The sequence below is a fragment of the Janthinobacterium violaceinigrum genome (assembly GCF_009208555.1).
In the GTDB taxonomy this organism is placed as follows: domain Bacteria; phylum Pseudomonadota; class Gammaproteobacteria; order Burkholderiales; family Burkholderiaceae_D; genus Janthinobacterium; species Janthinobacterium violaceinigrum.
On the sequence record NZ_WFLI01000005.1, the window covers coordinates 179,850 to 205,966 of the forward strand.

Here is a 26,117-nt window from a genome sequence, read left to right on the forward strand (position 1 = left end):
CCGCCATGAACGTCACCCTCAACATCGTCGGCGCCGGCCATGTGGGCCGCGTGCTGGGCCGTCTGTTCGCTGGCGTGGACGGTATCGCCGTGCAGGACGTGCTGACGCGCTCGATGGCGTCGGCGCAGGCGGCCGTCGATTTCATCGGTGCCGGCACGCCCGTCGCGCACTATGCGGCCTTGCGCCATGCCGACGTCACCATGCTGGCCGTGGCGGACGACCAGATCGGCCCCGCGTGCGCGGCACTGGTGGCCGAGGGACGCCAGGCGGGCGCCATCGTGTTTCACTGCAGCGGCGCGCTGGCGTCCAGCGTGCTGTTGGCGGCCACGCAGGCGGGCGCCTCGGTGGCCAGCGCGCACCCGATCCGCAGCTTTGCCGACCCGCAGCAGGTGGCGGCCACCTTTGACGGCACCTTTTGCGGCGTCGAAGGCGATGCGCTGGCGCTGGCCTTCCTCACGCCGGCCTTGAACGCCATCGGCGCGCGCCCCGTGCCCATCGATCCGGCAGCCAAGACCCTGTATCACGCCGCTGCCGTGTTTGCCAGCAATTATCTGGTGACGGTGCTCGATGCGGCGCTGCGCGCCTACCAGGCGGCCGGGATTCCCGAGCCCGTGGCGCGCGAACTGGCGCAGCCGCTGGTGACGGAAGCGGTGGCCAATGTGTTTCGCCTGGGCGCCGCGCCCGCGCTGTCCGGGCCCATCGCCCGCGGCGATTCGGCCACCGTGCAACGCCAGCAGCAGGCGGTGCAAGGCTGGGATGCCGCCACGGGCGAGTTGTACCGGGCGCTGGTGGCGCCCACGCAGGCGCTGGCCAAGCGCAAGTCCGAGCGCTAGCTCGCGTGCACGCCGTTGCGTCCCTGCTGTTTCGCCTGATACAGGGCGCTGTCGGCGCGTGAAAAGAACGCCGATTCGCTTTCGTCGAGCCGGTACTCGGCCACGCCCAGGCTGATCGTCACGGGTATCTGCGGCTCGGGCAGGCCGAAATCGTGCTGTTCGACGGCGGCGCGCAGGTTTTCCGCCACTTCCGCCGCCTTGGCCAGGCTGCAGTTATTCAGCAGCACCAGGTATTCCTCGCCGCCCCAGCGCGTGATGACGTCGCTTTCGCGCACGGTGGCGCGCGCCACGTCGGCCACGCCACGGATGACCTTGTCGCCCCACAGGTGGCCGTGCGTATCGTTGACGCGCTTGAAGAAATCGATGTCGAACAGGATGGCCGACATCGGCTGCGCCGTGCGCTTGGACAGGAGCATGGCGCGCTGGAACAGCAATTCCAGCGATTGGCGGTTCAATAGCCCCGTCAGCGCATCCGTCGAGGCGATGCGCTCGATGCGGCGCTGGTAGCGGTTCACCGTCAGCAAGGTCAGCACCAGTACCAGCAGGGTGACGCCAAAGCTGATGGCCAGGTTGAAGATGAATACGCGCTGCAGCGACTGGACTTCGTCGCTGACATTCTGCTCGACCACCAGATACCAGCCCAGTTCCGGAATGAAGCGCGAATTGACGAGGATTTGCGCGCGGCCCAGCTGGTACGACAGGTGCGTCGGTTCGCTCTGCTGGTTGATGATCCGGTCGGCAATGGCGGTCACGCCGGGCAGGCTGCGGATGTTGCCGTGCCCGTTGCGCATGGTCTTGCCTGCCAATACCAGGGTGCCGGCGCCGTCAACAAAATAGATGTTGCGGTGGAAGCGCGCCTGGTAGCGGTCGATGATGTGGCTCATGGTGGCCAGGGTCAGGCCGATGCCGGTGGCGCCGATGAACTGGCCGTCGTAGTCGTACACGCGGTGGTTGATGAAGATGGTCATGCTGTCGCGGTTGGCCATGTCCACGTCGACATTCGTTTCGTAGTCGCTGTTTTCCATGGCGCGCACGCGGTAGTACCAGATGTCGCGCGTCGCTTGCGGGCTGACGGATTTCAGCGTGCCTTCGGCATAATAATATTTGCTGCTCTTGTCCGAGACGAGAAAGCTGGTGATGGCGCCGTATTTCTTCTTCACTTCGGCCAGGTAGCGCACGATCTGCGCCGGGTCGCGCTCGCCGGCGAGTATCCAGTCGCGCACGAAGGTGTCGTGCGCCATCAGCGACGAGATGAAGACGGGGCGCAGCATGTCTTTCTGGATTTCGGAATAAATATTGTCGCCCGTCAAAGGCAAGGTCTGGTCGGCGATGCCATGCTCGATGGCCTGGCGCGAGGCCAGGTAGCTGGCCAGGCTGGTGGCCAGGAAGCCCGCCCCCAGGATCAGGGTCAGGAGAATGAGCAGGCGGTACTTGATCGACAGAAGGCGCATGGAGACGAAGGTGGGCAGGCCAGGGCGTGCAGGTCTTGCCCAGGCGCCTGGCGCTGAAGCAATCTTTACGCAAGCCAAAAGTATGCAGCAGGCCGGGTATTGGCGCAATGATAACTGGCTTTATTGATAATTTACGCTGGCGAACGCGACAAGATAACCACGACTTACCAAATAAAAGTGCCGATTTGTCGACAAAGATGCAAATTAGCAATAAGATTTGACGAGGGGAATCATTGCGCAGCACCCCTGTCTTGCCGCCCGTTTCAGGTGCAGGACACCACGCGCAGGGAGTGTAGTATGTTATTTTTAAAGAGTACGTCCGTCAGCAAGGCCCCCGGTATTTATGAGGTCGACATCGCCGCCAAACCACCGGGCAAGACCTTCGGCATTTTCCTCGCCACCGATCCCGACCATCCACCGCATGCCTTGCTGGGACAATTGAAGGCGCTCGGCTTCGAGAACACCTATAGTTCGCCCTACCTGCACAAGGATTCGGGCAAAGTGCTGGACCTGCATTTCCAGAAAGATGGCACGGATATCTTCAAGGGCTGGAAAACCGAGGAGTGCACGCACAACCTGGCGGCCATCACGGCTCTGTTCGAGGAGCACGGCATCACCATCGCGCCGCGCGTCATGTCGATGGCCGAAGCCTACGCCTGAACGCCTGTCACAACCTGCAGCGCGTGCGGCGGCCGATGCTCACTGCCTCGGCGGCCTCGTGCATGCGCACCGCGCCGCTTCTCAAGCCAACGGGGGCGCCGCGCCCCACTGCCGCTCGCCACGGTTCTGTTTGGCGTTTTAAGCCGCGTCAGCCAGCTTCCACGCCGATGTGATACAGCGCCCACGGGCAGTTGGCGAAGCGTTCGGCCAGGGGCAGGGCCGCCACGGTCGCGATGCGGTCCGCATCGTGGATCGCCCATAGCGGGCCCAGGCCGCCCAGCGCCATCGCCTGGCCGTCCAGGTGGGTGGCGACAATAAAGCGCTGTGCGCGCGCCTGCGCCACGGTCAGCGCCGCTGCATAGCCGTCCACGGCGCGCAGCAGCAGGCGCACCTCGCCATCGTCCGGGGCGCCCGCCACCTTCAAGACATCGACCAGCAGGGGCCCGCGCAGGGCATGCGCCTTGCCGTCGTATTCCAGGGTGGGGTGGATGGTGCGTGCCGGCAAGTTCGCCAGCGCCGCAAAGTCGAATGCCCGCGCCCGCTCAAAACTGATTTTTTGCTTGTGCATCATCTGGTCGCGCACGGCGTCGAACGGCCCCCGGTTGGGCTTGTCGATGCTGCCCGTGATGGTCAGCAGGGCCGGGCCGCGCAGGCCGGTGGGTGCCGCCCGGGCAATGGCGGGCAGGGCCGCGGCGGCCATGGCGGCGGCGAGAAACTGGCGTTTGTGCATGCACCTCTCCTGTGGGCTGAAAATCGCTAATGTTCTTAAGTCTATCTTAAGTTCGCTCAACAGTGCGCATCTTTGCTTTATTGTCAGTTTGAAATCTCCGCTTACATCTTGTCACAGTTCTTACGGAATGGAGAAAGACGTGGCTTTTTTCGGCTGTTATTGTGTAGTCATCGCACTTCGCTGAACTGCGAATCCAGGCACCATTCACTAATTGAGAGAGAGAACATGATGAAGAAGAAAATCCTGTTTGCAATGATCGCTACGGCCACCGCACTGACCGGCATGAGCGCCGCACACGCTGAAGGCGCCTATGTGGGTGCCGGTATCACGGGTAACCGTTACAACTTCGATATTCCTGGCGCCACCAGCGCCGATAATCACAGCGGCTACAAGGCCGGCGCCAAGGTCTTCGCCGGTTACGATTTCGATAAAACCTGGGCAATCGAAGGCGGCTACGCCGATTTCGGCAGCAAGGATTACAGCTATGTCACCAGCGCCGGCAACGGTTCCGTGAAAAGCGATTCGCACGGCTACTACCTGGCCGGCAAGGCCACCATGCCAGTGAGCGACAAAGTGGGCGTGTTCGGCAAGCTGGGCGTGGCCAAGGTCAAGAACAGCTTGAGCGGCACGGGCCTGTCGACCGGCATCAGCGGCAACGACAAGACGGGCGTGTACGCCTCCGTCGGTGCCCAGTACGCGATCAACGAGAAAGTCTCGCTGACGGCGGAAGTGGAACATTTCGGCAAGAGCGCCGACCAGGGCCGCAAGGCGACGGGTCTCGCTTTGGGCGCACGCTACAATTTCTAATCACTTAGAAATGTGCTGAAAAAAAAGGCAGTCACCGTGAGGTAACTGCCTTTTTGCATTGCTGGACCGAAATTACGTGGTCAGCGGCTTGTAGCGGATACGTTTTGGTTTCGCGCCTTCTTCACCCAGGCGTTTCTTCTTGTCGGCTTCGTATTCTTGATAGTTGCCGTCAAAGAAAGTCACCTGCGAGTTGCCTTCGAAAGCGAGGATGTGCGTGGCGATACGGTCGAGGAACCAGCGATCATGCGAAATGACCATGACGCTGCCGGCAAATTCCAGCAGGGCGTCTTCCAGCGCGCGCAAGGTTTCCACGTCCAGATCGTTCGACGGTTCATCGAGCAGCAGGACGTTGCCGCCCATCAGCAAGGTTTTTGCCAGGTGCAAACGTCCGCGTTCACCGCCGGACAGGTTGCCCACTTGCTTTTGCTGGTCCGATCCCTTGAAGTTGAAGCGGCCCAGGTAGGCGCGCGACGGCATTTCGAAGCGGCCCACGGTCAGCATGTCGGCACCGCCGGACACGTCTTCAAACACGGACTTGTTGTCGGCCAGCGAATCGCGGTTCTGGTCGACGATGGAGACGCGCGCCGTCTGGCCGATGGCCACTTCGCCGCTGTCCGGCGTTTCCTTGCCGGTGATCATCTTGAACAGGGTCGACTTACCGGCGCCGTTGGGGCCGATGATGCCGACGATGGCGCCTGGCGGCACGGTAAAGCTCAGGTTATCGATCAGCAGGCGGTCGCCGAACGCTTTCGACACGTTCTTGAACTCGATGACTTCATTGCCCAGGCGTTCGGCCACGGGAATGAAGATTTCCTGCGTCTCGTTGCGCTTCTGGTATTCGTGCTCGGACAGCTCGTTGAAGCGGGCCAGACGGGCTTTCGACTTGGCCTGGCGCGCTTTCGGGTTCTGGCGCGACCATTCCAATTCCTTCTGCAGCGCTTTCTGGCGCGCCGATTCCGTCGCCTCTTCCTGCTTCAGGCGGGCTTGCTTCTGGTCCAGCCAGGTCGAGTAATTGCCCTTCCATGGAATGCCGTGGCCGCGGTCCAGCTCCAGGATCCACTCGGCCGCATTGTCGAGGAAGTAGCGGTCATGGGTGATGGCCACGACGGTGCCGGGGAAGCGCAGCAGGAATTGCTCCAGCCAGTCGACCGATTCCGCATCCAGATGGTTGGTCGGCTCGTCGAGCAGCAGCATGTCCGGTTTCGACAGCAGCAGCTTGCACAGCGCCACGCGGCGCTTTTCACCGCCGGACAGCACGCCGATCTTGGCGTCCCATGGCGGCAGGCGCAGCGCGTCGGCGGCCATTTCCAGCTGCAGGTTCAGATTGCCGCCGTCGGAAGTCGAGATGATCGCTTCCAGGCGTGCCTGTTCCGTGGCCAGGGCGTCGAAATCGGCGTCTTCCTCGGCATACGCGGCGTACACGGCTTCCAGCTTGGCTTGCGCTTCAAATACTTCGCCCAGGCCCGACTCGACTTCCTGGCGCACGGTCTTTTCCGGGTCCAGCTGCGGTTCCTGCGGCAGGTAGCCGATGTTCAGGCCCGGCATCGGCACGGCTTCGCCCTGGATGTCGGTGTCGATGCCTGCCATGATTTTCAGCAGGGTCGATTTGCCGGAGCCGTTCAGGCCCAGCACGCCGATCTTCGCGCCTGGGAAGAAGGACAGGGAAATATCTTTCAGAATCTGGCGCTTGGGCGGGACGATTTTGCCCACGCGATTCATGGTGTAGACGTAATTTGCCATTAGAAATCTCGGGTGATATACAAAGACGGACAGGATACGGTAAACGCCCGCTTCCGGCCAGCGCTGCGCGCTGCGGAAACGGACGCCAGAGGCAGGACTAGGCGGCGGCACGCGCCTTGCGGGCCGTCCACAGCCCTTCGGCCGCATACAGGGCCAGCGCCGTCCAGATGACGAGGAAGCCCAGCATGCGCTCGGGCGTGAACGACTCGTGGAAGACCCACACGCCGATCAGCAGCTGGCCCGTGGGAGCGATATATTGCAGCAAACCCAGTACGGCCAGCGGCAGGCGGCGCGCGCCGGCGGCAAACAGCAGCAGGGGAATGGCCGTGATGGGGCCGGACGCCAGCAGCAGCGCGCGCGTGGCGGTGGAATCTGTATTGACGAAGCCGCTCTGGCCATGCCAGGCCAGCCACAGCATGTAGGCCAGCGCCAGGGGAAATAAAATCAGTGTTTCAAACGACAGGCCCTCGAGCGCGCCCAGCGCGGCCGTCTTGCGCAGCAAGCCATAGCCGCCGAACGTGGCGGCCAGCAGCAGGGCGATCCACGGCACTTGTCCCGCCTGCCAGGTGAGCCAGGCCACGCCGCAGGCGGCCAGGCCGATGGCCAGCCACTGCAGGCGGCGCAGGCGCTCGTGCAGCAGCAAAAAGCCCAGCATGACGTTGATCAGGGGCGTAATGAAGTAGCCGAGGCTGGCGTCGACCACGTGGCCGTTGTTGACGGCCCAGATATAGATGAACCAGTTGGCGGACAGCAAAAACGCGCTGGCCACGAAGCTGGCCACGACCCGGGGCTGCGCTTTCAGGCTGCCCAGCCAGCCCCACTGGCGGCGCACGGTCAGCACGACACCCAGGAACAACAATGACCAGACCATGCGGTGCGCCAGGATTTCCTGCGGTGCGATCTCGCCGATGGCATGGAAATACAGGGGGAACAGGCCCCAGCACAGGAAGGCGAGGGAGGCGTAGAGCATGCCTGGATTCATGATGGCGTTCGCTAAAGAGTAGACAGTCTGTCATTATGGCTGAAAACACCGGGGGCTGCCCGGCGCCGCTGGCGAGGCGTAGAATGGCAACAAATCAATGGCCGCAAGCCCGCGCGACATGGCGGAACGGCATAAAACAACGACTGTGGGGCAGCCCGGAACCATGCAAAAATACTCTTGCTATTTGCTAATACCTATCATATTGTGCGATGCAACAAAACAAAAACGGGTGCAATCTTGACGTCGGAACACAAAAAAAGCGGCCTGGTTGGCTTGACCCTGGCGGCCGTCGGCATCGTTTACGGCGATATCGGCACCAGTCCGCTGTACACGCTGAAGACGGTCTTTGACCCGGCCCACGGCCTGGAGGTCACGCACAACAACCTGCTGGGCATCGTTTCGCTGATTTTCTGGGGCCTGACCCTGATCGTCTCGCTCAAGTACGTGACCCTGGTGTTGCGCGCCGACAACCGCGGCGAGGGCGGCATCATGGCCCTGATGGCGCTGGTGCTGTCGTCCGTCAGCAAGTCGTCGCGCTGGCATGTGCCGCTGATGGTGATCGGCGTGTTTGGCGCCACCCTGTTCTATGGTGACAGCGTGATCACGCCGGCCATTTCCGTGCTGTCGGCCATCGAGGGCCTGGAAGTGGCCACGCCCGCCTTCAGTCCCTACGTGGTGTGGCTGACGATTGCCGTGCTGGTGGGCCTGTATTCCGTGCAATCGCACGGCACGGCCGGCATCGGCCGCTTCTTCGCCCCCATCATGCTGATCTGGTTTGTCGCGCTGGCCTGCATGGGCGTCGTCAACATCATCAAGTCGCCGGGCATCCTGGCCGCCGTCAACCCGCTGCATGCGGTAGCGTTCCTGCTGGAAAATGGCCGCATCGCCTTCCTGTCGCTGGGCGCCGTGGTGCTGGCGCTGACGGGCGCCGAGGCGCTGTACGCGGACATGGGCCACTTCGGCAAGAAGCCGATCCGCATGGCCTGGTTCCTGATCGCCTTCCCCGCGCTGGCATTGAACTACCTGGGCCAGGGCGGCCTGCTGCTGGCCCATCCGGAAGCCATTTCCAATCCGTTCTACCAGCAGCTGGGCGCCTGGAGCGTGTACCCGCTGGTGATCCTGTCGACCATGGCCACCGTGATCGCTTCGCAGGCAACCATTTCCGGCACCTTCTCGATGACCAAGCAAGCGATCGCGCTGGGCTTCCTGCCGCGCATGCGCGTGCGCCACACGTCGGAAAGCGAAATCGGCCAGATCTACATTCCCGCCGTCAACTGGCTGCAGCTGGCCGTGGTGCTGATGGCCGTCGTCGGCTTCGGCTCGTCGGAAAAGCTGGCCGCCGCCTACGGCATTGCCGTCACGGCCACCATGCTGGCCACCACTATCCTCACCTTCTTCGTCATCCGCTACCGCTGGAAGATGAATTTGCTGCTGTGCTGGGCCGCTACCGGTTTCTTCCTGATTATCGACGTCAACCTGTTCTCGGCCAGTGCCCTGAAACTGTTTCACGGCGGCTGGTTCCCGCTGCTGCTGGGCTCGATCTTGTTCATCATCATGCTGACCTGGAAGCGGGGCCGCCAGCTGGTGTTCGAGAACCTGGAAAAGCATGCGATTCCGCTCGACGATTTCCTTTCCTCGCTGTTCATCGCGCCGCCGCTGCGCGTGCCCGGCACGGCCATCTTCCTGCGCGGCGAAACGGACGGCGTGCCGCATGCGCTGCTGCATAACCTGTTGCACAACAAGGTGCTGCACGAACGGGTGATCTTCCTGACCGTCTTCATGCATGAAGAGCCGTGGGTGGCGCCATCGGAGCGCGTGCGCGTGGTGGACCTGGGCCACCAGTGCTACCAGGTCAATGTGCATTACGGCTTCAAGGATGAACCGGACATTCCGGCGGCGCTGGCGCAATGCGCCGAGCAGGGCCTGGATTTCGAGATGATGGAAACGTCGTTCTTCATCGCGCGCCAGACCATCATCTCGACGCCGGGCGCCGGCATGATGCCGTGGCGCGAGCACCTGTTCGTCACCATGTCGCGCAATGCGCGCACGGCGGCCGACTACTACCAGATCCCCAGCAACCGGGTGATCGAACTGGGCACGCAGGTGGAAATTTAAACAATATGATAATTGTGTCAACGTTGCATTGACGCACAAATTTATCGCCGCGCTTACGTCTGCTTACAAATGGGTCCGGCGACTCCTGTTAAACTCCAGCCCGTACCGGTCCGCACCGTACGGGCCTTAGCCACACACCAATATTTAAAGGGAAACCATGAAATCGGTATTTCAATTGATCGCCACGCTTGCTTGCGCCGTGGCCCTGACTGCTTGCGGTGCTGCTGCCAATACCGAGAAACCGGTCGTGCTGGACCCGAATACACAGGTGAAAGAGCTCACCATTACCAATCCGGTGGTCGGCACCGGCACGGCGGCAGCGGCCGGCGATACCCTGCTGGTGACCTACACGGGCTGGCTGTATGACGCGACCAAGCCGGATAACAAGGGCAAGCAGTTCGATGCATCTCCCGCGCTCACCGGTTTCGAGTTTCCCTTGGGCATAGGCAAAATGATCCTGGGCTGGGACCGCGGCCTGGTCGGCATGCAGGTGGGCGGTACGCGCCGCCTGCTCATACCGTATGACCTGGGCTATGGTGTCAGCGGCTCCCGCGACCCCGTGACGGGCGCCGTGGTGATCCCGGCCTACGCCGGCCTGGTGTTCGACATCACGCTGGTCAAGGTGACGAAAAAGTAAGCGCACACAGGGTAGCAATGACAAAGGGCGATTCCACGGAATCGCCCTTTTTGCTTTCATGGCCAGGCGCCGTCAGGCCGGCGCCAGCTCCTGGAAGTAATAGGTGGCGCCGCCCAGGGTGGCTGGCGCGTCGTATTGCAGCACCTGCGTGCGGCGCAGCGCCACCGGCGCGCTGAAGGCGGGACCGTCGTAGACGAAGGTGTGGAATTCGCCGTTTTCGCCGCAGGCGTCGACGCCGGGCGGCAGGTCGGCCAGGAAGGCGGCGTCGAATTCGCGCCCGCAAAATTCACGCGGCAGGTGCTGGCCATTGATGCACACGACGATGGCCTTGAAGCCGGCGGCGAGGAATTCGTCGACCAGCGCGCGCCGTTCTTCGCCCCACAGGGGCAGATGCGCCGTCAGGCCGGCCGCGGCGCACACCTTTTCTTCCCAGTCGCGGTGCGGCTGCAGGTCGATGTCGCCAAAGATGGCGTGGGCTATGCCCTCGTCCTTCGCCGCGCGCAGCATGGCGATGAATTTCTCCTCGTAGCTGGCCCAGCTGGCGTGATAGCGCTGCAGGCGCGCACCCAGGCTGGCCGCCTGCGCTTCGAGCAACTCGGGCGGCACGCCGTGCGAGCGCGATTTGCGGCCATCCTCATCCATGGCCGTGATCAGCAGCGGCACGCGCAGGCCGGCGTTGCGCGCGCGCCACAGGGCCAGGCAGGAATCCTTGCCGCCGCTCCAGGAAATCAGGGCCGTCGTCATGCCGCCACGGCCCGCAGCATGTCGATATGCTGTATGCCGTCTTCATCGTACGGCGCGCTGACGGTGACAAAGCCGAACGACTGGTAGAAGCGCTCCAGGTACTGCTGCGCGCCGATGCGGATGGCGTGGCCCGGGTGCTGGCGCTCGGCCCGCGCGATGCCTTCCGCCAGCAGCTGCCGGCCGGCGCCCGTGGTGCGCGCCTCGGGCGCCGTCAGCACGCGGCCCAGCGACATTTCCACATACTTGGCGCCGGGCGCCAGCACGCGCAGGTACGCGGCCAGCTGGCGCTGGCCGCCGGCCGTTTGCCAGCCCAGCAAGTGCATGGCCTGCTGGTCATGGCCATCGAGGTCCGGGTAAATGCACTGCTGTTCGATGACGAACACGCGCTGGCGCAAGGCCAGCACCTGGTACAAATCGTGGGGGCCGAGTTCTTCGAACGTATTCCATTGCCAGCTGATCATGGGTCATCCTTGATTGAGAGTGGCCATGATTTTACCGGCTTCACGCCGCTGGCGCGGGATAGCGCTGCGCATACCACTGCTTCAGGTGCTCGATGCAGCGCGTCACGCGGGGTGCCACGAGCTGGCGCGACGGGTAGATGGCAAACAGCGCCAGGCTGGGACGCTCGACGTCGGGAAACAGTTCGACCAGCGCGCCGCTGGCCAGTTCTTCGCGGCAGACAAAGGTGGGCAGGATGCCGATGCCCAGGCCCCGCAGGATCAGGCTGCGCATGAACAGGGTGTTATTCGTGCGCACCCAGTTCGGCACTTCGATGTCGCTGTGCGGCCCCGCATGGCGCAGCGGCCAGCGGCTGCCGAACAGGGCGTGGCTGTAGATGAAGCAGCGCTGGCGCGTCAGGTCCGTGGGGGCCAGCAGGGGGCCGTGGCGTTCCAGGTAGGCGGGCGCGCAGCAGATGTGCAGGCGGTAGTCGTGGATGTGGCGCGCCACATAGCTCGAATCCGTGAGCGCCGTGGTGACGCGAAAACCCAGGTCGTAGTTGGCGGCCGCCAGGTCCACATATTCATCCTTCAGGTCGACGTCCAGGCGCAAGGCCGGCCACTCGGCCATGAAATCGGCCAGGCCCTCGGCCAGCTCGCCCACGCCCAAGGACAGCGGCGCGTTGATGCGCAGGCGGCCCGTCACGTGGGCCGTCGAATGGGCTACCATGTCCTCGGCCTGCGCCAGTTCGTCGAGCAGCTTGCGGCAGTGCTCGAGGTAGGCGGCGCCCGTTTCCGTCAGGGCCAGCTGGCGCGTGGTGCGCGTCATCAGGCGCCCGCCCAGTTCCTGCTCCAGCTGGCCGATGCGCCGGCTCACATACGAGGCCGACAGGTCCAGTTCATCGGCCGCGCGGCGAAAGCTGCCCAGCTCGGCCACGCGGCGAAACAGCTGCATCGCCTGCAATTTATCCATTGCGTTTCCATTCGGTCGTATTTGGCATTAGTCAGCTGCATTATTCATCATTTTTCTCCATTTTGATTCGGAATATGCTGGCGGCTTCTCTACTGGAATCCTCATGATGAAAAAATTACTCTTAAGCAGTGTGTTGCTCGCCGCCTTTTCCACCGCCCAGGCGGCCGACGTCCTCGTCGTGCTGTCCGACGCGAACCACCTCGAACTGCGCGATGGCAAGGTCTTCGCGACGGGCTTTTATCTGAATGAACTGATGCAGCCCGTAAAACGGCTGCTCGACGCGGGCCACACGGTGACGTTCGCCACGCCGCAGGGCCAGGCGCCCACCCTGGACGCCAGCTCGGATACGGCTGCCTATTTCGGCGGCGACGCGGCCGCGCACGCGGCGCACAAGGCCTTGCTGGACCAGCTGGCGCTGACGGTGCCGGGCCGCTCGCCCGTGATCAGCCTGAAACGGGTGGAGCAGATCGGCTATGGCCACTATGCGGCCGTGCTGGTGCCGGGCGGCCACGCGCCCATGCAGGACTTGTTGAAGGATGCCAGCCTGGGCGCCTTGCTGCGCCAGTTCCATGCGGACGGCAAGCCGACGGCGCTGCTGTGCCACGGCCCCATCGCCCTGCTGTCGGCCCTGCCGCAGGCGGGGGCATTTGCGGCCGCGCTGGAAGCGGGCCAGACGCCCGCCACGCCGGCCGGCTGGATCTACAGCGGCTACCGCATGACGGTGATCAGCAACGAGGAAGAGGCGGCGGCGCAGGGAGCGCTCGGCGGCGGCACGATGAAGTTCTATCCGCAGTCGGGCTTGCAGGCGGCCGGTGCGCAGTATGTGCAGAACCAGGCGCCGTGGAGCAGCAACGTGGTGGTCGACCGCGAACTGATCACGGGACAGAATCCCGCCTCGGCGCCGGCCCTGGCGGACCAGCTGCTGCAGGCGCTGCGTTAATGCAACGTTAACGCAACGTTAACGCAACATCCCCGGCGGCGCCAGGGCGCGGCCGGGGATGTGCAACGGGCGCAGGGCCGCGTGTTCTGCGTGTTCTATTACACGATCGTCAGGGTGACGTCGATGTTGCCGCGCGTGGCGTTCGAGTAGGGGCACACGATGTGGGCGGCGGCGACCAGCGCTTCGGCGGCGGCGCGGTCCATGCCCGGCAGCGAAATTTTCAGTTCCACTTCGATGCCGAAGCCCGTGTCGATGGCGCCGATGCCGACGTTGCCTTCGATGGACAGGTCTGCCGGCAGGGCGATCTTGTCGCGGCCGCCAACGAATTTCATGGCGCCGATGAAGCAGGCCGAGTAGCCGGCAGCGAACAGTTGTTCCGGATTGGTGCCCACGGCGCCATTGCCGCCCAGTTCTTTCGGCGTGGTCAGCTTGACATCCAGCACATTGTCGGACGATACGGCACGGCCTTCGCGGCCTCCGGTGGCGGTAGCTTGAGCGCGGTACAGGACTTGTTTGATCGACATGATGGTTTTCCTCGAGTAAATTAAATAGTTAACGACTAGATAGTGTGCTACTTGTTTCGTGGGCTGGTGCCCCAGGATGCCCGTCTGAAGAAGCGATTGCCGGCGTCCATGTACACAATATATATCGCGCGCTATTTAATTGCAAGCGATTTTATTTTGAGGCGGCGCATATTTGTGCATTATTTTTTGGCCTTTGTCGCCGGTATGGCCCTTCCATCGCATAATGGCCTCCGTCGCCGGGGCCGATTGCTATGCTGGCCCCACTTCAAACCCCAAGGAAAAATCATGACCAGCCTCTTCTTTATCCTGCGCATCACCCTGGCCACGATGGTCACCTACATCATTGCCACGGCTATCCTGGTGGAGAATTTCCTGCGCTATATCTTCGGGCATACGGAAGGCTTTTTTGTCATCGTCGGCGCGCTGCTGGCCAGCGTCGTCGTCACGAACGCGTTTTCGCATGTGCGCCGCGTGCGCCTGATCGCCGGCGCCGTCAATGCCAGCACCCTGTCGAGCCGTCAGCGGCGCCAGATCGAGATCCCGTTCGAGGCGGGCGAGGTGTTCGACATGATCGACGCGGCCATCCGCGAACTGCCGGGCAGCGAAGTGGTCGAAAGCGCGCGCGACAGCCTGCAGGTGCAGGCCCGCGTGCGCCGCGCGGCACCGTACACGCACACGGGCTTGCCCCGCATGCGCGTGCTGGGTTTCCTGGAGCCGCGGCCGAACCAGATCCTTGCCACCGTCACGCCGAATGGCGAGGCGGGCAGCGTGACCCTGATCTGCGAGCCGGCGCGCAATGCCTGGACCGACTGGTTCCTCGTCGACCATGGCAGCAACCTGGAAAATGCGGAAGCGGTGACGCGGGCGATGACGCGCCGGGTGGCGCAGCGGCGCCGCGGCGAGCAGGCCGAGGCGCGCCAGACGGTGACGGAAAAGGAGCTCACGGTGGCCAAGCTGAGCCTGCTGCACGCGCAGGTGGAGCCGCACTTCCTGTACAACACCCTGGCCAGCGCGCAGCTGCTCACGCGCAGCGATCCCGTGCGCGCCGACGAAATGCTGGGCAACCTGATCCTGTACCTGCGCCACTCGCTGCCGCGCACGGAGCAGGCGATGTCGACCCTGGGCACGGAGCTGGAACGGGCGCGCGCCTACCTCGATATCCTGAAAATCCGCATGGGCGAGCGCCTGAACCTGCAGATCGAAGTGCCGCAATACCTGCGCCAGGTGGAACTGCCGCCCATGATGCTGCAAACCCTGGTGGAAAACGCCATCAAGCATGGGCTGGAGCCGAAAAGCGGCGGCGGCACGATCTGGATCATGGCGCGCAGCGGCAATGGCACGGTGATCGTCACGGTGGCCGACGACGGCAAGGGGTTCAGCGACGACGGCGCGGGCACGGGCATTGGTTTGCGCAATGTGCGTGAACGCCTGCGCCTGACCTACGGCAATGCCGCCGCGTTTGCCATTGTCGCCAATTTCCCCGATGGCGTGACGGCCACCATCACGGTGCCGGACAGCACGGCGCAAGGAGTGTCGTATGCATGAGATTGAAATGACGTGCGTCATCGCCGAAGACGAGACCCTGCTGCGCGATGCGCTGGTGGCCCTGCTGGCCGAAGCGTGGCCCAACTTGCGCATCGTCGCCGCCTGCGACGACGGCGGCACGGCGCTCGAGGCCATCGCCACCCTGCGTCCCGACGTGGCGTTTCTCGATATCCGCATGCCGGGCCTGACGGGGCTGGAAGTGGCGGCCGGCGCGCTGGAAGCGAGCCCCGGCACGCAGGTGGTATTCGTCACCGCCTACGACCAGTACGCGATCGATGCCTTCGACAACGGCGCCGTCGATTACCTGTTAAAACCCATCGCCCGCGAGCGCCTGCAGGCGACCCTGCAGCGCTTGCGGGCGCGCGCCGGCAAGGCCAGGGCGGGCGACGGCGCGCTGGCCGGCCTGCTGCAGCAATTGAGCAGCGCCTTGCCGGCGGCCGCCAAGTCGCCGCCGCTGGTATGGCTGACGGCCAGCAGCGGCAAGGATACGCGCCTGATCATGGTGGAAGATATCGCGTATTTTCAGTCGGACACCAAGTACACGGCCGTCATGACGGCCGAGGGCGAGGCGCTGCTGCGCAAGCCGATCCGCGAATTGCTCGACGTGCTGGACCCGGCCATCTTCAAGCAGATCCACCGTTCCACCATCGTCAACATGAAGATGGTGGCGTCCGTCACGCGCGACGAGGTGGGGCGGGGAATCCTGCGCCTCAAGACGCGGCCGGAAACCCTGGCCGTGAGCCAGCCGTTCATGGCGCTGTTCAGGAATATGTAGAGCTGCTAAAGCCGGGGTCAGGCCCTCAACACCGCTAACGCCAGGCTCACCGTCAACGTGGACGGGGGTCTGACCCCAGAATTACTCCGCCGTTTCAAAACCCTCAAGCACATTGACGACATTGATGCCGATTTCCTTCACCGCATAGCCCCCTTCGAGGATGAAGGCGGTGGGCAGGTTCAGGTGCGCGAGGCGCTCGCCCACGCGCAGGTAGTCGCCGCTTTGCAGGCAGAAGTGCGACAGCGGGTCGCCGGCGAACGTATCGACGCCCAGCGACACCACCAGCGCGTCGGGCGCATACATGGCGATGCGCAGGCAGGCCGTTTCCAGCGCGGCGAACCAGCTGGCCGCGGACGTGCCGGCCGGCAGCGGCAGGTTGACGTTGTAGCCGAGCCCCGCGCCGCTGCCCGTCTCGTCGGCATGGCCCAGGTAAAACGGATATTCGCTGCGCGGGTCGGCGTGGACGGAGGCGAACAGCACATCGTCGCGCGTATAGAAAATGCTCTGGGTGCCGTTGCCGTGGTGGTAGTCGATATCGAGGATGGCGACCTTGCGCGCGCCGTCGTCGAGCAGGTGCTGCGCGGCCAGGGCCGCGTTGTTGAGAAAACAGTAGCCGCCGAAGAAATCGCTGCCCGCGTGGTGGCCCGGCGGGCGCGTCAGGGCAAACGTGGCCCGTTCGCCCAGGCGCAGCGCGTGGGCCGCGTTGACGGCGCAGTCGGCGCCCGTCTTGGCCGCCGTCCACGTGCCGGCCGTCAGCGGCGTGCCGTTGTCCATCGAATACAGCCCCAGCTTGGCCGTGAAGTTGTCCGGTTCGATATCGCTGCGCAAGGTGCGCACGGGCCACACGGATGGCAGCGCGTCCTTGCCCGCGTTGTCGGGATCGAGCGCCAGCCAGTCGTGCCAGGCGTGGCGCAGGAAGTGCAGGTAGCGTGGCGTGTGGATACGCTCGAGCGACGTCAGCGGCACGCCGTGCGGCGTGACGATGCGGCCCAGATTGCGCCGTCCCAGCTCGGCCACCACCATGTCGGCCCGTTCGGGCGTCTCGAAGCAGGGCACCATGGCGCCGCGAAACATCTCGAAGCGGCCCCGGTGCTGGCCGTGCAATTCATTGTAGAAGGTCAGCATGGGGCGCTTTGCGCAAGGTCAGGCTCAGGTGTGCGAGCACAGGGTGCTGGCGCGGTAGGCAGCGACGAAATCGTCGAAGCTGCCGGCGGGCGCCGCTTCCATGGCGCGCTGCTCGGCCAGCGAGCTGGCGGCCATCTCGTCGAAATACGCGCTTTGTTCCGGCGCCGGCGGCTGCGCGCGGAAATAGGCGGCGTGGCGTTCGCTCTGGCGCAGGCCGAAGGCGGCAAACGAGCCGCCGTTGGCGCGCAGCTCGGCCAGCACCTTCGCCGATGGCGTCGCATCGGGGTCGGCCAGTTTACGGGCTTGCGCGGCCAGGCTGTCCGCGTGCTGCGTGCCACCATGGCGCGCGTCGAGCAGCGCCGCCACGGGGGCGATGCGCGCCAGCAGCTCTTCGCCCCACGCTTGCAGGCCGATGTCTTCGCCGTCGCGGCGCAGGGTCAGGCCCGGCTTGCGGCCTTCCTTGACGGTGCGGGCGAAATTGTTCGTGTAGCAGGCGCTTTGCTCGGCCGAGATGGGCGCGCTGTCGTCGAGCGCGCAGAACAGCAGGAACGCGTCGAGGAAGCGGCCCGTTTCCAGGCTGATGCCCACCGGTTCGAACGGGTCGACATCCATGCAGCGCACTTCGATGTATTGCACGCCGCGCAGGCACAGGGCCTGGATGGGGCGCTCGCCCGTGCGGATCACGCGCTTCGGTCGGATGGTCGAATAGTATTCATTTTCGATCTGCAGCACGTTGGTGGACAACTGAATCCACTCGCCATCCTTTTTGGTACCCAGCGCTTCATACGGCGGATACGGATCGTTGACGGCATGCGTGAGCGCGTTGACGTAGTCGTCCAGGCTGTTCTCGTGCGGACGCAGACCCGACTGGGCATCGTTCTGGTAGCCGAGGTCGCTCATGCGCAGGCTGGTGGCATACGGCAGGAACAGGGTGTCGTCGGACAGGGTGTCGAGCTTGTGCGCGCGGCCGCGCAGGAAACCGGCCGACAGGGCCGGCGAGGCGCCGAACAGGTACATCAGGAGCCAGCTGTAGCGGCGGAAATTGCGGATCGTCGCCAGGTAGCTTTCCGACTGCACGTCTTTCGGCGTGGCCGTGGCGTGCGCGGGGCTGGCGCTGGTGTCCGGATTGCTGGCCAGCACTTGCCACAGCTGCTCGTCGAGCGAATAGTTATAGTGGATGCCGGCGATGCATTGCATGGCTTTGCCGTAGCGCAAGGCCAGGCCGCGCCGGTAGACGTGCTTGAGCATGCCCATGTTCGAGGTGCCGTAGTTGGCGATCTCGATTTCCGCTTCGGGCGGCAGCTGGCACGGCATCGACTGGCTCCACAGCAACTCGTCGCCGAGGCGGCTGTAGGCGTGGCGGTGCACGGTGTCGAGCTTGTCGAGCGTGACGGCGATATCCTGTTCCGCCGGCGTGATGAATTCGAGCAGCGCTTCCGCGTAGTCGGTGGTGATTTCAGGGTGCGTCAGCGCCGAGCCCAGGGCGGCGGGGTGGGGCGTGGAAGCCAGATGGCCGGCATGGTCGACGCGCAGGGTTTCACGCTCGATGCCGCGCAAGCCGCCCAGCAGCGCGCGGTTGGCATCTTCGGTCAGCAATGCCAGGCGGCGAGTCAACAGGTTGGGCAATTTGAGCTTCCTTTCTTGTGCAGCATATAAATAATTTGTGCTGAGATTAACCGAATTTTGGCAAATGCGTCGGCGCCGGCCCAAAAAACGCCGCGTCGCCAGCGTCCGCCCCGGGGAACGGGGGCGGCGCTTCGGTCAGGAATTCGCTTGATATTTTAACAAACTGCGGAGCATCTGGCGCGTCGCCGGATCAAGCCCCGTGCACGTGGACGGGCTCAGCCCAGGCGGGCGCCGCTGACGCGCTCGATGCCGGCCAGGTCGCGCCAGCTTTGCACTTTGCTGTAGCCGGCGTCGGCCAGCAAGCCGCGCACGGCTGGCGCCTGGTCGTAGCCGTGTTCCATCAGCAGCCAGGCGCCTGACGCCAGGTGGCGCGCGGCGCCGGAGACGATGGTGCGCAGGGCCGACAGGCCGTCCGCGTGGTCGGTCAGCGCGCCGGCCGGCTCGAAGCGCAGGTCGCCTTCGGCCAGGTGGCGGTCGCCGCTGGCGATGTAGGGGGGATTGGAGACGATCAGGTCGAATTTTTCCGTCCCCAGCGCTTCGAACCAGTCGCTGGCCATGAAGGTGATGTTGACGCCGTTGGCGCTGGCATTGCGGCGCGCCACGGCCAGGGCCGCGCTGCTCACGTCCAGGGCCGTGACGACGGCGTCGGGCCGCGTGTAGGCCAGCGCGACGGCGATGGCGCCGCTGCCCGTGCCCATGTCGAGCACGCGTCCGCCGGGCGGCAGGCGCTCGAGCGCCAGTTCGACCAGCACTTCCGTGTCGGGGCGGGGGATCAGCACGGCGTCGTTTACTTCGAACGGCAGGCCGAAAAATTCGCGCTGGCCCACGATATAGGCGATCGGCTCGCCTTGCAGGCGGCGCGCCAGCAAGGCCGACAAGCGACCCGCTTCGTCGCTAGTGAGCACACGCTCCGATTGCGTGATCAGCGAGACGCGCGACAGGCCCAGCGCGTGGCCCAGCAGGATGCGGTTGTCGAGCGGGTCGAGCAGTGGACGGATTTGCAGGGCGCCGACAGTGCTGCCGGCGGGGATCAGTGTTTCTGGCATAGTGCTTTCAATTATTTCTGACGGCGCAGCAAGGTCCACAGCAGGCCGAGGGCAAAAATGGCGAACCAGAGGAACGCCCATTGCGGGATGGACAGGCCGAAAAATGGCTCGCCGGCATTTTCGCAGGCGCCATACGATTCAAACATGAAGGGCATGATTTGCGCCGTGAAGACCTTGTTCAGCGCCGTTTCCACGGGGTCGATGCCGCACGAGAAGCCGGGATTGGCCAGCACGTACAAATGCTTGGCGCCCACGCCCAGGCCGCCCAAGGCCGCCAGCAGGCCGATGCCGGCGCCGATTTTCGGCCGGTTCGCCGCCGCGCCCGCCAGGCAGGCGATGCCGATGGCGAGGAACAGGTAGCGCTGGATCACGCACAGCGGGCAGGGCGCCATGTTCATGGCATGCTGCAAATACATGGCGACGCCCAGCATCAGGAAACACAGGGCGGCGATCGACAGGAGGACGGTGCGTGAATTTTTCATGGGCGACACGGTGAGGTGAATAGGGAAAAAGCGTTACGCATTCTCGCACAAGGGCAGATTTTTATTGCTTAGCCGCTACTTAAAGCTGTCGGCTTACGCGCTGCGCGCTAAGCCGACCTACAACTGGCTTTGGGAATGTAGGTCGGCTTAGCGCAGCGTAAGCCGACGCAATGACACCAGCGTTTAGTCGCCTAAAGCAGCCAGCAGTTCCGCCTGGTGCTCTGCCGCCAGCGCATTCGTCAGCTCCGTCAAATCCCCATCCATGATGAAGTCCAGCTTGTACAAGGTCAAATTGATGCGGTGGTCCGTCAGCCGGCCTTGCGGGAAGTTATAGGTGCGGATGCGTTCGCTGCGGTCGCCCGAGCCGATCAGGCTCTTGCGGGTGGCCGCTTCCTTCGATTGCTGTTCGCGCAGCTGCACGTCCTTGATGCGCGCGGCCAGCACTTTCATCGCCTGCGCCTTGTTCTTGTGCTGGCTGCGGTCATCCTGGCATTCCACCACGATGCCGGTCGGCAAGTGGGTGATGCGCACGGCGGAGTCCGTCTTGTTGATGTGCTGTCCGCCCGCGCCCGACGCGCGGTAGGTATCGATGCGCAGGTCGGCCGGGTTGATGTTGACGTCTTCCACTTCGTCCGCTTCCGGCATCACGGCCACCGTGCAGGCGGACGTGTGGATGCGGCCCTGCGTTTCCGTGGCCGGCACGCGCTGCACGCGGTGGCCGCCGGACTCGAATTTCAGCTTCGAGTACGCGCCATTGCCGACGATACGCACGATCACTTCGCGGTAGCCGCCCAGGTCGGAATCGGACGAGGACACCAGTTCCACCTGCCAGCGGTTGCGCTCGGCAAAGCGCGTGTACATGCGCAGTAAGTCGCCGGCGAACAGGGCCGATTCGTCGCCGCCCGTGCCGGCGCGGATTTCCAGGAAGATATTGCGCTCGTCGTTGACGTCTTTCGGCAGCAGCATGGTCTGCAATTCGCGCTCCAGCTGCGCCATGGTGGCTTTTGCCGCCTCGATCTCTTCCTGGGCGAATTCCTTCATGTCCGGGTCGGACAGCATCTCTTGCGCCGTCGCAATATCGTTGCCCGCTTCCTGGTAGGAACGGTACAGGGCCACCAGCGGGCCCAGTTCGGCGTGCTCGCGCGTCATCTTGCGGTAGCTGTCCATGTTCGACGTGGCGTCCGGATGCATCAGCAGTTCGTCGAGTTCGACCAGGCGGTTCGCCAGTTGATCGAGTTTGGCCAGCATGGATGGTTTCATAGCGATTCGCGGTAAAAGAGTGTAGGGATGGTGCGGGTCCGGCAAGCCCGGCAGGCGGGCAGGGGCGGCCGCGCGGGCGGCCAGCGGGCTGCGCTAACGGCGGGGGCGGAACAGTTTCGGCAGCAGGGTGACCAGTTGCTTGCGCTCGTCGCCCTGCGCATGGTGCAGCGCCTGCTGCGGGCCGTGCAGGAACTTGGCCGTCAAGCCTTTCGACAGCGCTTCGAGCACGGCGTCGATGTCGGCGCCCTTGGCCAGCATCTTGCGCGCCCGCTCCACTTCCATCAGGCGCAGCGCTTCGCTGTTTTCATGCAGATGCTGGATGACGGGCACCATGGCGCGGTCGTCGACCCAGCTCATGAACGATTGCACGCGCGTCTCGATGATGGCTTCCGCTTGCGCCACGGCCGCTTGCCGGCTTTCCAGGCCCGTCTGCACGACCTTGCCCAGGTCGTCGACCGTGTACAGGAAGACGTCGTTCAAACGGCCCACTTCCGCTTCGATGTCGCGCGGCACGGCCAGGTCGACCATGAACATGGGCTTGTGGCGGCGTGCCTTGATGGCGCGCTCGACCAGGCCCAGGCCCAGCAGCGGCAACGACGACGCCGTGCACGAGATGACGATGTCGAACTGGTGCAGTTTTTCCGGCAAATCGGCCAGGCGGATGGCCGTGCCGTTGAAGCGGTGCGCCAGTTCCTCGCCCCGTTCCATGGTGCGATTGGCAATGGTGATGCTTTTCGGATTCTGCGCCGCGAAGTGCGTGGCGCACAGTTCGATCATTTCGCCGGCGCCGATGAACAGCACGTTTTGCTCGGCAATCTTGTCGAAGATGCGCTGCGACAGGCGCACGGCGGCGGCCGCCATCGACACGCTGTGGGCGCCGATTTCCGTGCTGCTGCGCACTTCCTTGGCCACGGAAAAGCTGCGCTGGAACAACTGGTGCAGATACGTGCCCAGGCCGCCCGCCTCGTCGGCCGTGCGGATGGCGTCCTTGATTTGCCCCAGGATCTGCGTTTCGCCCAGCACCATCGAGTCCAGCCCGGAGGCGACGCGGAAGGTGTGGCGCACGGCATCGTGCTGCGGCAGCATATATAAGTGGGGGCGTAGCTCGCTGTAGTTGAGCTGGTGGTAATCGGCCAGGAAATGCGCGCCCGCGTCGAGCGGATTGGGCACATGGCTGGCCGCATACAGCTCCGTGCGGTTGCAGGTCGACAGGATGGCCGCTTCGTCGTTGTCGCGCAGGTCGATGCGCTGGAACCAGGTGCGCGCCGCCATCACCGCCTGGCCCAGATGCTCAGGCGCAAACGCCAGCTGTTCGCGGAGCGACACTGGGGCAGTGGTATGGTTGAGGCCGACGGCAAGCAGTTGCATTTCAGGGCTGTTGGGAATTCTTATGCCGACATTATAGCGCCTTGTGCCCGCTCTTTGAGCAGTCCGCCTGTTTTTGCCCTGCTGCGCCGGCGTCACCCGCCCAGTTTTTCCAGGCGATATCCATAGCTGTAGACGGGCACGAGGCGGTAGCCGTGTTCCGGTTTCAGCTGCAGCTTGTTGCGCACGCGCGAGACGTGGGTATCCATGGTGCGCGAAGGCAGGGCCGTGTCGCGCTGCCACACGGCTTCGTGGATGTAGGCGCGCGACAGGGGACGGCCCAGATTGCGGAAAAACAGCAGCGCCAGGGCGAATTCCTTGTGCGTCACGTCCAGCACTTCGCCATCGCGCAGCAGACGGCCGGGGCGGGTCTCGAACGTGTAATGACCGAATTGCAAGTACTCGGCGCCATTCTGGGCCGGGTAGGCCACGCGCAGCAGCGCCTGGGTACGCAAGGTCAGCTCGCTGCGCCGCAGGGGCTTGATCATGTAGTCGTCGGCGCCTGCCGTCATGCCCGCCACCACGTCGTCTTCGCCCGAGCTGTTGGTCATAAACAACACGGGCGCCTTCGGCGCCAGTTTTTCCCGGGCACGGCGCAACACTTCCGCACCGTCCAGATCGCTGACATGCCAGTCGAGGATGAGCATGTCGCAACTGTCCTTGCGCAGTTGTCCCAGCATCTCCTTGCCACTCTGAAACTCGTGGCAAGCGTGGCCGGCGGCGGTGAGCACCTGGCAGATCAGTTCTGCCTGGCTATGATCGCTATCGAGTACGGCAATTCGCATAATGGGCTGGAGTGTGTAGCAACAAACAGACGGTCCGCTCTGCTTATCGTAATGTTAAGGAATGCTCAAGTGAAATATAACAGAGATTGCAACTGTGTCCAGTGAAATCGGAAGACAGGGCCTTTACGTTACACTTGTTGATCGACCCCTCACCGCGGAGTAACGGCCATGACAGACAAGAGCAGCACCGATTGGACCCTGATACCGGCCAGCCGCGCCGAAATCGAGCAGGTGCGCGAGCGTTGCCGGCGCCTGGTGCAGCGGCGCGCCATGATGTCGGCGGGCGCTTCGGCCATTCCCATCCCCGGCGTCGACCTGATGTCCGACGTGGGCCTGTTTTCCATGCTGATCAATGATATCAACCACGAATTCGGTCTCACGCCCGAGCAGATCGAGCGTCTCAACCCGCAGTTCAAGATGATGGCCTACCGCGCGGCGGTGGGCATGGGGGGCATGCTGGTGGGTAAGCTGGTATCGCGCGAACTGATCCTCCACCTGCTCAAGCGCAGTGGCGTCAAGATTGCCACCAAGCAGGTGGCGCGCTTCGTGCCGTTTGCCGGCCAGGCCGTGGCGGCCGCCATCGGCTACGCCGTGTTCCGCCAGATCGGCAACCAGCACGTGAATGCCTGCGCCGCGGTGGCGCAGGAGTTGCTCACGGTCAGGCCGGATTAGACCTCAGGCGTCCGGCAGCACCACGTTGACGTCGAGTACTTCCAGGTTGCCCTGGCGGTCCAGCGAGATCTTGATGTCGTCGGCATTGACCTTGGTGTACTTGGAAATGACGGCGATCAATTCCTTGTGCAGGGCGGGCAGGAAGTCCGGACCATCGCGTCCGCTGCGTTCGCGGGCGATGATGATCTGCAGGCGTTCCTTGGCCGCGGTGGCCGTCTTCGGCTTGGGGGGGAACAGGAAAGAAAGCAAGGCCATATCACTTCGCCCCAAAAATGCGCTGGAGTAATCCAGGCTTTTCATAGTTGGTAAAGCGCAACTCGACATCTTCGCCGAGGAAACGCGAAACCACGTCTTCATAGGCTTGCGCCACGTCCGTGCCCTTGAAATGGATGGCCGGGTTGCCCTGGTTCGAGGCAGCCAGCACTTGTTCCGATTCCGGGATGATGCCCACCAGCGGGATGCGCAGGATTTCCTGCACGTCCTGGTAGGACAGCATTTCATCCGATTCCACGCGTTTCGGCGAGTAGCGGGTAATCAAGAGGTGTTCCTTGACGGGTTCGCCGCCCGTCTGCGCGCGGCGCGACTTGGCTTGCAGGATGCCCAGGATGCGGTCCGAATCGCGCACCGACGATACTTCCGGGTTGGTGACGATGATGGCTTCGTCGGCAAACGTCAGCGCCATCAGCGCGCCATGTTCGATGCCGGCCGGCGAATCGCAGATGATGAACTCGAAACCCATGTTGATCAGGTCGTTCAACACGCGTTCCACGCCTTCTTCCGACAAGGCATCCTTGTCGCGCGTTTGCGAGGCAGGCAGGATGAACAGGTTGTCGCAGTGCTTGTCCTTGATCAAGGCCTGGTTCAGCGTGGCCTCTTTATTGATCACATTGATCAGGTCGTAGACGACGCGGCGCTCGCAACCCATGATCAGGTCGAGGTTACGCAGGCCCACGTCGAAGTCGAGCACGGCTGTCTTGTGGCCGCGCATGGCCAGACCAGTGGAAAAACTGGCGCTAGAGGTCGTCTTGCCGACACCGCCCTTGCCGGACGTCACAACAATAATTCTTGCCACAAATAATCCTTTTCAGATATCTCTTGAATTGTGCAGCTTAAGAGCGGTTCACGGGAGTGACCGGATTGACAGAGTGTATATCGATTCTGTCTCCAGCCAAACGAATTTGCGCGGGTCCGCGCGCCATTTCTGGCGGGAAACCATCCTCGAACGTGCGGTAGACACCGGCGATCGAGACCAGTTCCGGTTCCATGGCCAGCGCGAAGATGCGCGCCTGGGCATTGCCCGAGGCGCCGGCCAGCGCGCGGCCGTACAGCGAGGAATACACGTGGATGCTGCCGTCGGCGATGATTTCGGCGCCATTGTTGACGACGGCGGTGATGATCAGGTCGCAGCCGCGCGCGTAAATGCGCTGGCCGGCCCGCACGGGCGTGTCGACCACCATCACCTGTGCTTCGGCGCCCGCCTGGGCGGCCGCCGTCGGGGTATCCTTGGGGCCATCCTTGGGCGGCGCATCGTCGCGCGTCTTGCCGCTGTCGAGGCTCAGGCCTTGCGCCAGGATGGCGTCATGCATGTCGGCCGGCGCATTGCGCACGGCCACGGCATTCAAACGGTATTTTTTCAGCAGGGCCACGAGGGCGGCCCAGTCGATGGGCACGCTGCCGGAGGGCAAGGCCGCCACGTCCAGCACGGCCAGGTCATCCTCGAAAAAGTCCGCCACGCCTCCCGTCATGTCACGCAAGGCGGCATCGAGTGCCTGCGTATCGGCGCTATGCAAAATGGCGGAGACGGCGACGACGGTGGAAATCTTGATTTCGATAGGCTTCTGCGACGGGCTTTTGGACATAAAC

27 protein-coding genes are annotated in these 26,117 nt (G+C 63.8%); 9 read left to right on the forward strand and 18 right to left on the reverse strand.

The features are described 5' to 3' along the window. The first annotated feature begins 5 nt into the window (after window positions 1–5). Complete coding sequence (locus GCN75_RS06385) at window positions 6–833, forward strand: Rossmann-like and DUF2520 domain-containing protein (protein ID WP_152281856.1); 828 nt, start codon at window positions 6–8, stop codon at window positions 831–833. Here the strand turns inward: GCN75_RS06385 and GCN75_RS06390 are convergent. Beyond that, window positions 830–2,284 (reverse strand): sensor domain-containing diguanylate cyclase, encoded by a 1,455-nt coding sequence (locus tag GCN75_RS06390; RefSeq protein ID WP_152281857.1) that lies wholly within the window; start codon window positions 2,282–2,284, stop codon window positions 830–832. The two genes, GCN75_RS06385 and GCN75_RS06390, sit on opposite strands and share 4 nt — an antisense overlap. 297 nt (window positions 2,285–2,581) lie before the next feature. Between GCN75_RS06390 and GCN75_RS06395 the strand changes: the two genes are divergently transcribed. Next, window positions 2,582–2,944, forward strand: a complete 363-nt coding sequence (locus tag GCN75_RS06395) for a hypothetical protein (protein WP_152281858.1) — start codon at window positions 2,582–2,584, stop codon at window positions 2,942–2,944. 148 nt (window positions 2,945–3,092) lie between these two features. Here GCN75_RS06395 and GCN75_RS06400 read toward each other — a convergent pair whose 3' ends face one another. Further along, window positions 3,093–3,674 (reverse strand): molybdopterin-dependent oxidoreductase, encoded by a 582-nt coding sequence (locus GCN75_RS06400; protein WP_152281859.1) that lies wholly within the window; start codon window positions 3,672–3,674, stop codon window positions 3,093–3,095. Between the two features lie 225 nt (window positions 3,675–3,899). Here GCN75_RS06400 and GCN75_RS06405 point away from each other — a divergent pair, with 225 nt between their 5' ends. Beyond that, window positions 3,900–4,481: a porin family protein gene (locus tag GCN75_RS06405; protein WP_152281860.1), complete on the forward strand. Its 582-nt coding sequence runs from the start codon at window positions 3,900–3,902 to the stop codon at window positions 4,479–4,481. A gap of 72 nt (window positions 4,482–4,553) precedes the next feature. Here GCN75_RS06405 and ettA read toward each other — a convergent pair whose 3' ends face one another. Then, window positions 4,554–6,221, reverse strand: coding sequence for an energy-dependent translational throttle protein EttA (gene ettA, locus GCN75_RS06410; RefSeq protein WP_086144373.1), 1,668 nt, complete (start codon window positions 6,219–6,221; stop codon window positions 4,554–4,556). Between the two features lie 97 nt (window positions 6,222–6,318). Continuing rightward, on the reverse strand, window positions 6,319–7,203 hold the full coding sequence (gene rarD / locus GCN75_RS06415; RefSeq protein WP_152281861.1) for an EamA family transporter RarD: 885 nt from the start codon (window positions 7,201–7,203) through the stop codon (window positions 6,319–6,321). Window positions 7,204–7,440: 237 nt separating this feature from the next. Between rarD and GCN75_RS06420 the strand changes: the two genes are divergently transcribed. Then, window positions 7,441–9,318: a potassium transporter Kup gene (locus GCN75_RS06420; RefSeq protein ID WP_152281862.1), complete on the forward strand. Its 1,878-nt coding sequence runs from the start codon at window positions 7,441–7,443 to the stop codon at window positions 9,316–9,318. Between the two features lie 157 nt (window positions 9,319–9,475). Beyond that, entirely contained in the window at window positions 9,476–9,955 is a 480-nt protein-coding gene (locus tag GCN75_RS06425) for an FKBP-type peptidyl-prolyl cis-trans isomerase (RefSeq protein ID WP_152281863.1), read from the forward strand. Between the two features lie 72 nt (window positions 9,956–10,027). Here GCN75_RS06425 and GCN75_RS06430 read toward each other — a convergent pair whose 3' ends face one another. Genes GCN75_RS06430 through GCN75_RS06440 form a run of 3 tightly spaced genes read right to left on the reverse strand, consistent with a single transcriptional unit; the run spans window position 10,028 to window position 12,109 of the window. Continuing rightward, the gene (locus GCN75_RS06430) at window positions 10,028–10,699 is read right to left on the reverse strand and encodes a Dph6-related ATP pyrophosphatase (protein WP_152281864.1); all 672 of its coding nucleotides are present in this window, start codon (window positions 10,697–10,699) and stop codon (window positions 10,028–10,030) included. Further along, window positions 10,696–11,160, reverse strand: coding sequence for a GNAT family N-acetyltransferase (locus GCN75_RS06435; protein WP_152281865.1), 465 nt, complete (start codon window positions 11,158–11,160; stop codon window positions 10,696–10,698). Before GCN75_RS06435 ends, GCN75_RS06430 begins: the two co-directional genes overlap by 4 nt. Window positions 11,161–11,200: 40 nt before the next feature. Then, on the reverse strand, window positions 11,201–12,109 hold the full coding sequence (locus tag GCN75_RS06440) for a LysR family transcriptional regulator (RefSeq protein ID WP_152281866.1): 909 nt from the start codon (window positions 12,107–12,109) through the stop codon (window positions 11,201–11,203). A 103-nt stretch (window positions 12,110–12,212) separates the two neighbouring features. Here GCN75_RS06440 and GCN75_RS06445 point away from each other — a divergent pair, with 103 nt between their 5' ends. Beyond that, window positions 12,213–13,049, forward strand: a complete 837-nt coding sequence (locus GCN75_RS06445) for a type 1 glutamine amidotransferase domain-containing protein (protein WP_152281867.1) — start codon at window positions 12,213–12,215, stop codon at window positions 13,047–13,049. Window positions 13,050–13,147: 98 nt separating this feature from the next. Here the strand turns inward: GCN75_RS06445 and GCN75_RS06450 are convergent, their stop codons facing one another. Beyond that, window positions 13,148–13,573 (reverse strand): organic hydroperoxide resistance protein, encoded by a 426-nt coding sequence (locus tag GCN75_RS06450; protein ID WP_152257608.1) that lies wholly within the window; start codon window positions 13,571–13,573, stop codon window positions 13,148–13,150. A 285-nt stretch (window positions 13,574–13,858) separates the two neighbouring features. Here GCN75_RS06450 and GCN75_RS06455 point away from each other — a divergent pair, with 285 nt between their 5' ends. Further along, a complete protein-coding gene (locus tag GCN75_RS06455) occupies window positions 13,859–15,118 on the forward strand; it encodes a histidine kinase (RefSeq protein ID WP_152281868.1) in 1,260 nt (419 codons plus the stop codon). Then, on the forward strand, window positions 15,111–15,893 hold the full coding sequence (locus GCN75_RS06460) for a LytR/AlgR family response regulator transcription factor (RefSeq protein WP_152281869.1): 783 nt from the start codon (window positions 15,111–15,113) through the stop codon (window positions 15,891–15,893). The genes GCN75_RS06455 and GCN75_RS06460 overlap by 8 nt, the downstream gene beginning before the upstream one ends. A gap of 81 nt (window positions 15,894–15,974) precedes the next feature. On the opposite strand, the gene GCN75_RS06465 is transcribed toward GCN75_RS06460, so the two are convergent. The 7 genes from GCN75_RS06465 to GCN75_RS06495 all read right to left on the reverse strand — a co-directional run bounded on the left by GCN75_RS06465 (window position 15,975) and on the right by GCN75_RS06495 (window position 23,582). Further along, complete coding sequence (locus tag GCN75_RS06465) at window positions 15,975–17,018, reverse strand: histone deacetylase family protein (protein ID WP_152281870.1); 1,044 nt, start codon at window positions 17,016–17,018, stop codon at window positions 15,975–15,977. A 24-nt stretch (window positions 17,019–17,042) separates the two neighbouring features. Further along, complete coding sequence (gene gshA, locus GCN75_RS06470; RefSeq protein ID WP_152281871.1) at window positions 17,043–18,644, reverse strand: glutamate--cysteine ligase; 1,602 nt, start codon at window positions 18,642–18,644, stop codon at window positions 17,043–17,045. Between the two features lie 215 nt (window positions 18,645–18,859). Beyond that, complete coding sequence (gene prmC, locus GCN75_RS06475; protein ID WP_152281872.1) at window positions 18,860–19,690, reverse strand: peptide chain release factor N(5)-glutamine methyltransferase; 831 nt, start codon at window positions 19,688–19,690, stop codon at window positions 18,860–18,862. 11 nt (window positions 19,691–19,701) lie between these two features. Continuing rightward, complete coding sequence (locus tag GCN75_RS06480; RefSeq protein ID WP_152281873.1) at window positions 19,702–20,172, reverse strand: disulfide bond formation protein B; 471 nt, start codon at window positions 20,170–20,172, stop codon at window positions 19,702–19,704. Window positions 20,173–20,355: 183 nt separating this feature from the next. Then, window positions 20,356–21,432, reverse strand: coding sequence for a peptide chain release factor 1 (gene prfA, locus GCN75_RS06485; RefSeq protein ID WP_152257601.1), 1,077 nt, complete (start codon window positions 21,430–21,432; stop codon window positions 20,356–20,358). Between the two features lie 93 nt (window positions 21,433–21,525). After that, window positions 21,526–22,800 carry a glutamyl-tRNA reductase gene (gene hemA, locus GCN75_RS06490; protein WP_152281874.1) on the reverse strand — a complete coding sequence of 425 codons (1,275 nt, stop codon included), beginning with the start codon at window positions 22,798–22,800 and terminating at the stop codon, window positions 21,526–21,528. A gap of 92 nt (window positions 22,801–22,892) precedes the next feature. After that, window positions 22,893–23,582: a response regulator transcription factor gene (locus GCN75_RS06495; protein WP_046681910.1), complete on the reverse strand. Its 690-nt coding sequence runs from the start codon at window positions 23,580–23,582 to the stop codon at window positions 22,893–22,895. A gap of 168 nt (window positions 23,583–23,750) precedes the next feature. Here GCN75_RS06495 and GCN75_RS06500 point away from each other — a divergent pair, with 168 nt between their 5' ends. Next, a complete protein-coding gene (locus GCN75_RS06500) occupies window positions 23,751–24,254 on the forward strand; it encodes a hypothetical protein (RefSeq protein WP_152281875.1) in 504 nt (167 codons plus the stop codon). A gap of 3 nt (window positions 24,255–24,257) precedes the next feature. Here GCN75_RS06500 and minE read toward each other — a convergent pair whose 3' ends face one another. From minE to minC, 3 genes are read right to left on the reverse strand one after another with little or no spacing between them, the layout of a single operon-like run. After that, window positions 24,258–24,509, reverse strand: a complete 252-nt coding sequence (minE, locus tag GCN75_RS06505) for a cell division topological specificity factor MinE (protein ID WP_034752886.1) — start codon at window positions 24,507–24,509, stop codon at window positions 24,258–24,260. 1 nt (window position 24,510) lies between these two features. Further along, entirely contained in the window at window positions 24,511–25,326 is an 816-nt protein-coding gene (minD, locus tag GCN75_RS06510; RefSeq protein ID WP_071325832.1) for a septum site-determining protein MinD, read from the reverse strand. A 37-nt stretch (window positions 25,327–25,363) separates the two neighbouring features. After that, window positions 25,364–26,113, reverse strand: coding sequence for a septum site-determining protein MinC (gene minC / locus GCN75_RS06515; RefSeq protein ID WP_152281876.1), 750 nt, complete (start codon window positions 26,111–26,113; stop codon window positions 25,364–25,366). Window positions 26,114–26,117 lie beyond the last annotated feature (4 nt).